Below are 9424 nucleotides of genomic sequence, written 5' to 3'. Positions count from 1 at the left end.
ACTTTTGATATTTTTTGAGGTGAGTGGTAGAATGGGGTGACTTACTCCGCGTCGTCGCCCGCAAAAGGAATAGCAGAATGTATACTAAACTGCCATTGGGCTGTAACCTGACCGCTTTCATCCTTAGCGGTAGAAATGGTTTCCCGTTCTACGGGAGCAACTTGTTGGGGGCGGATGTTTTTCTTAGTCATGGTGTGTTTTCCTTTTTGTTTGTTCGTTTAACTTCTTCACAATGAAGAAGACTGGTTTGGTGAAGGCGTTAAATTGATTTTGAAGGGTAATTTAACGAGTTGTGATTCACCCGAAGCTTTATATAAAACCTGTTTCCTTGTAGGAAAGAGGCTTTAAACTCTTTAAATTCTCAAGTTTTTTTCCTGTTCCCTCTCCTCTTAGGAGAGGGTTAGGGAGAGGTAGAGTTTTAGTGTTAACTAATGCCGGGGCGCATATTATCAACGTCAGTGCTGGACAACTCACTGATAATGGTGAAGCAGAAGGCTGGTTAGATAAGGCTGTGCAACTATGTAAAGATCACAATGTTTTAATTGTGGCTGCTGCTGGTAATGATGGTTGTGACTGTTTGCACGTTCCTGCCTCTTTACCCACCGTATTAGCAGTAGGGGCAATGAATGACCAAGGTAAACCCATAGACTTTAGTAACTGGGGGGAAAGCTATCAAAACCAAGGCATTCTTGCACCGGGAGAAAACATCTTAGGGACAAAACCGGGGGGAGGGACACAAAAACTCAGTGGTACTAGCTTTGCTACTCCCATTGTTTCCGGTGTCGCTGCTTTACTCCTAAGTCTGCAAGTTCAACGTGGTGAAACACCCGACCCCGCTCAGGTGAGAAGGGTTTTATTAGAAACTGCTATACCTTGCACAACCAAGGATACAGACGATATTAGTCGTTGTTTATTAGGCAAATTAAATATTTCTGGTGCATTAGCATATTTTACAGGAGGAACAATGTCCGAAGAATTAGATACAGTAGAAACCGTTGACAGCGTTGAAGCTGCTGGTTGCGGTTGTGCAGAGATTACAAATAGTGCTGAACCAGAAACCAACTCGGAGGAATTTATACCCCCTGAATTTTTCCCAGTAGTTCCTGCTGTGACAACTTCCGCACCTTTCACAAATTCATCCAATTCTCAATCTACTACCATGTCAAATCGTACATCTAATTACATTACTGCTAGTCAAGCGCCCAGCGACCTCGCTCAAGTTAACTTAGTGTATGCTTTAGGTACACTGGGTTACGATTTTGGTTCAGAAGCCAGAAGAGACTCTTTTAAACAATTAATGCCGGGAGTACAAATAGACGGAACAGCGATTCCCGCTAACCCTTATGATGCACGGCAAATGGTAGATTATTTAGGAGATAATCTTTCTGAGACTAAGTCTTTAATTTGGACATTGAATTTAGAATTAACTCCTATCTATGCCATAGAACCAGGTGGGGCTTTTGCCAGAGATGTCTATGAAATTTTACAACAATTATTATCGGGACAAATTCAAGCTGAAGACAGCGAGAATTATGTAGAGAGAGTCAGTATTCCCGGTATTTTATCAGGACGCAGTGTAAAACTATTTTCTGGTCAAGTTGTGCCAGTAATTGAAGTTCCCAACACTCGCGGACTGTATGGTTGGAAAGTGAATACTTTAGTTCAGGCTGCTATTGAGACAGTACAAGCACAAGCTACAGAAGCCCAAGAAGAATCTATTCGTCGGACTTTGGGTAGTTTCCTCAGCCGTATTTATTATGATTTACGGAATTTAGGGACAACTTCCCAAGATAGGGCGTTAAATTTTGCCTCTACAAATGCTTTTCAAGCGGCTTCTACCTTTGCGGAAGCTGTATCCACTGGTATGGAGTTGGATAGTATTACTGTAGAGAAAAGTCCTTTCTGTCGTTTAGATAGTGATTGTTGGGATGTAAAATTGAAGTTCTTTGACCCTGAAAATAGCCGTCGTGCTAAGAAACTATTCCGGTTTACAATTGATGTGAGTGATATTATTCCTGTCACCTTGGGCGAAGTCCGTTCTTGGTCTACTCCTTATTAATAGTGGTAGGTTGGGTTAAGCAACAGCGCAACCCAACAAAGTCTTTTATCTCGTTTATCTCGTTCCCAGTCAGAGACTGGGAATGCGGTTACAGAGGCTCTGACTCTGCTTTAGGGACTTCCAATTAAAAAAATACCCAAAAATTTCTTGTGGTGCGGGCATCTTGCCCGCTAATCATCAAGGACGGGCAGGATGCCCATCCCACAAAATTAGGTAATTTATTTTTTGGTGTTCCCTTAATAGAAGGCTCTGCCTTCTAGAATTCATTCCCATACGGAGTATGGGAATGAGAAAATCATGTTGAGTTTTTTAATGTTGGGTAACATACGTCAACCCAACCTACAATCTAAAATTGATTATGAGATTACCCAAACTTTCCCCTCCGGTAAAAAGACCAGATATTATTTATCCTCATCGTTCTGTTGATGTCATTCATGGTAGAGTTGAGGACTTAGTTAGCATTCGTATGGACTTATTACATGGTGCTAATTATAATGACCCCGCCGCATTTCAAAATCGTAGTTATCAGCAAATTAAATCTTCTTGCAGTTGTGCAATTTAGGAGTCATCAAAGTTATGAGTAAACAAGAGAAAACCCCCGCAAATTCGAGTCAACCAGAACCCAAACAAACAGCAGAAATTAAACGCAATATTTTGTCCACTGGCTTGGAAGATTATGGTTTTTGGTCCCAGGAAATGGCTAGACAAAAAGCCCAACAAACTGAACCTGATAAACCTTTCCGTCGTGGTCGGATTTGGTGTTAGTTGGTGGTGTTAGTTGGTACGGTTTTCATATCTCCGACTTCTTTGAGAAGTTGGGGATATTCATTAATACACAGGAAACACTTTACTTAAATCAAGCTGTAAATCAGTAAACCAAGGTAAAGATATAACCTGAGTAGGTAAAACAATTCGCTTATTTGTATACCCAAAGCAATTATCTCTCCGTTAATTAATTGAATGTGATGCCTACGGCGAGCGCAGCTATCATCTTCTTTTAAAAAGCCAATTTCGATGAGTTCGTGATATTCTTCTAGGGTGAAGCTTTTAACCTGAATTGTAGTCATATATCTTGCTCTTTGAGGATTTGCTATTATATATTCTAAAAATCCCAACACACTGAACCTGATAAACCTTTCCGTCGTGGTCGTATTTGGTGTTAGTTGGTGCAGTTTTCATATCCCCGACTTCTTTGAGAATTTGGGGATATAATTCTAATTTTTAGAGATTATTGAGATCAATACCTTTAGCTGCTAATTTTGCTAATAAGTCTTGATAATTTTTTTGTTCTTGGTCGGCACGTTCTTTTTCTTGTTCAGCACGCTGTTGTTCTTGGTCGGCACGTTCTTTTTCTTGTTCAGCACGCTGTTGTTCTTGGTCGGCGCGTTCTTTTTCTTGTTCAGCACGTTCTTTTTCTTGTTCAGCACGTTGCTGTTCTTGTTCTGCGCGTTGTTTTTCGTGGTCGGCACGTTCCTTTTCTTCTTCAACACATTGATTTAATTCTACAGATGTGAGAAACTTACCGCCATGAGGATAATAAATTTCTAAGTTATCTGCTGTGAGTTTAAAACGTATGTCTAAACGCGGGCTGACCCAATTATTAATATCCTCAATTGCTTCTAAACATTCTTGTTCAAGAATAAATCCTGTTAATTCAATTGTATCTGGATTGTATATATAATACTCTTCTACTCCGTAACGCTGATAAAAGAGGATTTTTTTGGCCATTTCCTTGATAGTATTTCCTGGAGAAAGGATTTCAAATACCACTTGGGGAGGAATATTATTTTCTTGCCATTGTTTATAAGAACCTCTATCACCTTTGGGTCTTCCAAACACCACCATGACATCAGGTGCTTGTCGGGTTTTTACACTTCCTTCTACAGGATACCAAAGTAAATCACCAGCTATAAATACATCATCGTTTGGTGCGAATAATATTTCTAAATTTTCCTTAATTTTAACAATCCATTCATATTGTTTAGTATTATCAGACATAGGGTTGCCATCACTATCAGGGTAGATGATTTCTGGTGGTATAAGTTGCTGTACCATATCTGAATCTCCATTTTACCAAAGGTAAATAAAGTTTTGAACACAAGCAGCGGCACTGATGAATATATTAACAATTATAGTCATTTGCGATCGCTTTGCGTTTTTTGAGACTTTAGACAAACTCCGTAGTTATTGCCTTTGGCAAGTCCCGAATTTATGGAAGAAATCCGGGATTTTGTGCTTAAATTTTAAAGAGTGCCAAAACCTTTTTTCTTTTTCTCCTTCTTTTTCTTCGCTGGTGGTGCGCCACCGGGATAGCCACGCCAGCCGGGTGAAGGACGATTTCCTGCGGCTAAAGGATTTCCACCCCCAAACATTCCTGGCATACCGGGAATGCCCCCTTGTCCCATTTGCTGCATGAGCGATCGCATTTTTTGAAAGTCTGCCACTAATTTGCTTACATCCGCTTCTCTGTATCCAGAACCAGCCGCTATTCTCTTTCTCCGACTGGGAGAACTAGATAATAAATCTGGATCACGTCTCTCTTTTCCAGTCATGGAATTGATCATCGCTTCACAGCGTTTTAACTGGGTTTCTCCTTGCTTCAGTTGGTCTTCGGAAAGCTTGTTCATACCCGGAATCATCTTCATGATTCCACCTAAGGACCCCATGTTTTTCAACAACCGCATTTGCTTGAGAAAGTCAGTAAAATCAAATTTCGCTGACAGGATTTTCTCCTGCATTTTCTCCGCGTCGGCCAAATCTATCTCTTCTTGGGCTTTTTCTACTAAGGTAAGAACATCCCCCATGCCCAAAATCCGCGAAGCCATCCGTTCAGGGTAAAATGGTTGCAAGGCCTCGACTTTTTCCCCCACACCCACAAATTTAATCGGCGCACCGGAAATTTGCCGCACAGATAACGCTGCACCACCTCGACTATCCCCATCCATTTTTGTCAGGATTGCCCCTGTAATGCCAATTTTATCATGGAATGTGCGCGTTAGATTTGCCGCCTCTTGCCCGGTCATTGCGTCCACAACCAGCAAGGTTTCATCGGGTTCAACTACCTGTTTAATGCGGGCTAATTCCGCCATCATCCCTTCGTCAATTTGCAACCGTCCAGCAGTATCAATAATTACTGTATTTATGCCTTCTGCTCTGGCGCGTTCCACACCCTGACGCGCAATTTCTACCGGGTCTGCTGCAATTCCCAGTTCAAAAACTGGTACGTCAATTTGCTTACCCAGAGTGATTAATTGATCAATTGCTGCGGGACGATAAATATCCGTAGCCACTAATAAGCAAGTACGCTCTTGTTTGCGTAGATGTAAGGCTAATTTGGCTGTAGCTGTGGTTTTCCCGGTCCCTTGTAAGCCAGCCATTAAGACAACCGTGGTTTTCCCTGTAACTTCTGCTAAGGGAACATTTTCCTCTCCCATGACCCGCACCAGTTCATCATAAACAATTTTGATGAATTGTTGGTCAGGACGCACACCGCTGATAACTTCAGCCCCTTGTGCTTTGGTTTCAACTTCGCTAATAAAATCTTTAACGACTTGAAGATTAACATCTGCTTCCAACAAAGCCCGACGCACTTCCCGTAAAGCGTCTTGAATGTTGGATTTTGATATTTTATCCTGTCCTCGCAGTTTTTTCCAGGCGGACTCTAAACGGTCAGATAGTGCATCAAACATAATTCAGTTATAACGTAGTTAGTCTGTTGAGAATATTTACTCAGTTTTTAAGGATCTTCTTTACTAGCTTATCTGAGTCTAGCAACTGATGAATCTGGTAAACCGTAATTTTGAAGGTGTTTTAGTTGGTAATAAGTATCTTCAACTATACAAAAAAAACTAATCTAGACAGAAAAACTACGGAGGAAATCAGGGTAACTACTGTATGTTACAAAGAAATCTATATGACAAAAACATGAGCGAAATGATTTTAAACACCTTTGGTAGGCTCCAAAGAAAATTTCTATATAGACTAAAATCTAAAATCTATAATTGTAATTTTTTACTAAGGATTAATAAAATTTAATTTTTATCAATGCAATTTTCAAAAATATATGCTATTCTGAACATTCAATAATATAAAAAACAACAACTATGAATAACTTTAATAACTACATCCAAAACCTACAAAAGAATATTAAACATAGTGGAGAACGCAGTCACTACTCCAGTTTACAAAGTTTAATAGAGAGTTTAGACATTGGCATTAATACTATAGTAGAAGAAAAAGGTAATCAAGCAGGAATACCCGATTTAACTATCAGAAAAGATGATAGAGTTGTAGGATATATAGAAGCTAAAGATATTGATGTCAATATCACTAAATTAACTAAAAAAAATGAACAGCAAATTAAACGTTATTTAGAATCAAATATAGGTTATAACTTCATCTTCACTAATTACCTACAATTCCGTTGGTATGTAGATGGAGAATGTGAAAAAATCGCTGAATTAGCTACTTTAGAACAAGGAGAAATTACTCTAGTTGATGATTTAAAACCTATCACAGAATTATTACAATCATTTCTGAATCAAAAAGCTAAAGATATTAATAATTACTATGATTTAGCTAAGGAAATGGCTGCTTATACTAAAACTATTAGAAATGCTATTGAATCATCTTTAGTAATAGAAGATCCTACAGAAGAATTAAATAGCCTCAAAGAAACATTTAAAAAATTACTATTGTTAGATATAGATAATGATAAATTTGCAGATATGTACGCCCAAACTATTGCTTATGGGTTATTTACTGCGAAAATCGGTCATACACAAAACCCTGAAGAATTTGCATTTAATCGCACTACAGCCAGTATTTATATTAGTGATATAATCCCTTTTTTAAAAGGTTTATTTGATTTAGTTTTAGGAACTGGTAGCGTTAGTAAAATTCACAAATCAATTGAAAATTTAATTGATTTATTTAATAGAATAGATATGACCAATATTTTAGAAAATCTTGGTCGAGAAACGCGCACAGAAGATCCAGTAATTCACTTTTATGAAATATTTTTAGCTGCTTATCAAGCATCATTAAGAAAAAGTCGCGGAGTTTATTATACTCCTGAACCTGTGGTTAAATTTATCGTGCGTGCTGTGAATGATATTTTAGTAGATAGAACAATTTTTGATTTAGAATATGGTTTAGGAAATAGAAGAGTAACAATTCTTGACCCCGCAACAGGAACAGGAACATTTTTATATGCAGTTATTCAACAAATTCGTGATAATTTTGCTAAATATGATATTCGTAGTTGGGAAAATTTATTAAGAGATACAGAACTTTTAAATCGTCTTTTTGGTTTTGAGTTATTAATGACTCCTTATACCATAGCACATTTAAAAATAGGTGTATTATTGGGATATTTACAATATAAATTTGCACCAAATGAAAGATTAAAAATCTATTTAACTAATGCGTTGGAAGAAGGAATAAAACAAGGTGATTTAATCTCTGGTATTACCCAAATTATCGCGGAAGAATCCAGTCAAGCAGCAAAGGTAAAAACAGAAATTCCCATTACTGTGGTGTTAGGAAATCCTCCCTATTCTGTCAGTTCTCAAAATGCTAGTAAACGCAAAAGAATCTTAAACCAAGATGAAAAATATTTAGCAGATGTGGAATATACTGGTTCAGTGTGGAATAGAATTTATAAACCTGGTAAAGCTGGGAAAACTATTACAGAATTAACCCATATTGGGGAACTTTTAGAATTATATAAAGGTAGGGTAAGATTAGAAGGGGAGAAAAATATTCAACCTTTGGATGATGATTATATCAAATTTATCAGATTTGCTCAATATCAAATAGAAAATAACAGTCATAATGCGGGTATTATTGGTTTTATTACTAATCATTCCTATCTTAATGGTTTAATTCATCGAGGAATGAGGGAGGAATTATTAAAATATTTTGATACTTTATATATTATGGATTTACATGGTAATTCTTTATTAAAAGAAACTACTCCAGATGGTAATATTGATCAAAATGTTTTTGATATTCAGCAAGGTGTGGCCATTTTAATTGCTGTGCGGGAAAAAAGTAAACCTGATTATGGTTCTACTGCTTATAAATCCAGAGATGGGATTAAGGAAATGGCTAAGGTGTTATATTATGATTTATGGGGAAATCGTGAGGATAAATATAATTTTTTAGAGTCTGCAAGTTTAGATAATGTTGATTGGATAGAGGTAAAACCTGCTGCACCTAATTACTTTTTTGCACCAAAAAATCTTGATTATGAAGATGAATATAAAAGAGAGTTAAGTATTACTGATATCTTTCCAATTTATGCTGCTGGTTCACAAACGAGAAGGGATAATTTATGTGTTGATTATGATAGAGAAAACCTAATAAATAGGTTTAGCGATATTGCAATAAATACTAACTTAGAAGAATTAAAACAAAAGTATAATATTAAAGATACAGAATATTGGACTTTAGAAAAAGCTAAGTTAGATATCCAAAAAAATGAAATTGAATCAAATGTATTATTATATGCTTATCGGCCATTTGATAATCGCTGGGTTTATTATAATCCTAAGATTATTGAAAGAGGAGATAGTCGTAAGGAATTAATGGCACATTTATTAAAAGGTAATAATATTGCTTTACTTTCATGTCGTCAACAAGTTGAACCAGGTTTTTATCATATATTTTGTTCAGAAATTTTAACAGAACGTTGTATTGTATCATTGAAAAGTAGAGAATTAACTTATGTTTTTCCTCTTTACACTTATCCAAATACAGAAAATCAACAAACTAACCTTTTCCTGGAAAAAACTCCTAATTTATCTCCAAAATTCTTAGCAGCTATCAAAACTAAACTGGGTAAAATACCCACACCTGAACAAATATTTTACTATGCCTATGCAATATTTCATAGTCCTACTTATCGCACTCGCTACGCTGAGTTTTTAAAAATAGATTTTCCCCGTCTTCCTTTAACCAGTAATGAAAACCTATTTACCGAATTAGCTATTAAAGGAGAAGAATTAGTTAATTTACATTTAATGAAATCGGATATATTCAATTATTTAATTACCACCTATCAAGGAATAGGAGATAATCAAGTTACTGAAGTTACTTATAATTCAGAATTGCAAAGGGTTTATATAAATAAACAGAGTTATTTTACCGATATTCCCCCCCATATCTGGGAATTTAAGATTGGTGGATATCAGGTATTGGATAAATGGCTAAAAGATAGAAAAAACGCCAAACGAGAATTATCTATAGAGGAAATTAACCACTATCAAAAAATTGTCATTGCTTTAACAGAAACTTTACAAATAATGGAGGAAATTGATACAATTATCCCTGGTTTTCCCTTAGAATGATCAGTTATATAGG

8 protein-coding genes and 1 pseudogene are annotated in these 9424 nt (G+C 36.6%); 5 read left to right on the top strand and 4 right to left on the bottom strand.

Going from position 1 to position 9424, the window contains the following annotated elements:
* Nucleotides 1–41: 41 nt before the first annotated feature.
* Nucleotides 42–191, bottom strand: coding sequence for an anacyclamide/piricyclamide family prenylated cyclic peptide (locus tag ACIR310F_RS24040; RefSeq protein WP_081677544.1), 150 nt, complete (start codon nt 189–191; stop codon nt 42–44).
* 230 nt (nt 192–421) lie between these two features.
* Here ACIR310F_RS24040 and ACIR310F_RS21430 point away from each other — a divergent pair, with 230 nt between their 5' ends.
* The 3 genes from ACIR310F_RS21430 to ACIR310F_RS0103235 all read left to right on the top strand — a co-directional run bounded on the left by ACIR310F_RS21430 (nt 422) and on the right by ACIR310F_RS0103235 (nt 2824).
* On the top strand, nt 422–2059 hold the full coding sequence (locus tag ACIR310F_RS21430; RefSeq protein WP_231387374.1) for a S8 family peptidase: 1638 nt from the start codon (nt 422–424) through the stop codon (nt 2057–2059).
* Between the two features lie 358 nt (nt 2060–2417).
* A complete protein-coding gene (locus tag ACIR310F_RS0103240) occupies nt 2418–2621 on the top strand; it encodes a cyanobactin biosynthesis system PatB/AcyB/McaB family protein (protein WP_028082580.1) in 204 nt (67 codons plus the stop codon).
* A 14-nt stretch (nt 2622–2635) separates the two neighbouring features.
* The gene (locus ACIR310F_RS0103235; protein WP_028082579.1) at nt 2636–2824 is read left to right on the top strand and encodes a cyanobactin biosynthesis PatC/TenC/TruC family protein; all 189 of its coding nucleotides are present in this window, start codon (nt 2636–2638) and stop codon (nt 2822–2824) included.
* Between the two features lie 86 nt (nt 2825–2910).
* Here ACIR310F_RS0103235 and ACIR310F_RS24035 read toward each other — a convergent pair whose 3' ends face one another.
* Complete coding sequence (locus ACIR310F_RS24035) at nt 2911–3126, bottom strand: hypothetical protein (protein ID WP_071604781.1); 216 nt, start codon at nt 3124–3126, stop codon at nt 2911–2913.
* A gap of 42 nt (nt 3127–3168) precedes the next feature.
* Between ACIR310F_RS24035 and ACIR310F_RS27535 the strand changes: the two are divergent.
* Nucleotides 3169–3222: pseudogene (locus ACIR310F_RS27535) on the top strand (cyanobactin biosynthesis PatC/TenC/TruC family protein); the annotation flags it as partial.
* Between the two features lie 58 nt (nt 3223–3280).
* Here the strand turns inward: ACIR310F_RS27535 and ACIR310F_RS0103230 are convergent.
* Entirely contained in the window at nt 3281–4114 is an 834-nt protein-coding gene (locus ACIR310F_RS0103230) for a Uma2 family endonuclease (protein ID WP_028082578.1), read from the bottom strand.
* Between the two features lie 188 nt (nt 4115–4302).
* Nucleotides 4303–5748: a signal recognition particle protein gene (ffh, locus tag ACIR310F_RS0103225; protein ID WP_028082577.1), complete on the bottom strand. Its 1446-nt coding sequence runs from the start codon at nt 5746–5748 to the stop codon at nt 4303–4305.
* A 414-nt stretch (nt 5749–6162) separates the two neighbouring features.
* Between ffh and ACIR310F_RS0103220 the strand changes: the two genes are divergently transcribed.
* Nucleotides 6163–9411: a type ISP restriction/modification enzyme gene (locus ACIR310F_RS0103220; RefSeq protein ID WP_028082576.1), complete on the top strand. Its 3249-nt coding sequence runs from the start codon at nt 6163–6165 to the stop codon at nt 9409–9411.
* Nucleotides 9412–9424 lie beyond the last annotated feature (13 nt).

Source organism: Dolichospermum circinale AWQC310F (genome assembly GCF_000426925.1).
Lineage (GTDB): Bacteria > Cyanobacteriota > Cyanobacteriia > Cyanobacteriales > Nostocaceae > Dolichospermum > Dolichospermum circinale.
The sequence above is the reverse complement of the archived record's forward strand: the minus strand, read 5'-3'. Positions and strand labels throughout refer to the sequence as shown.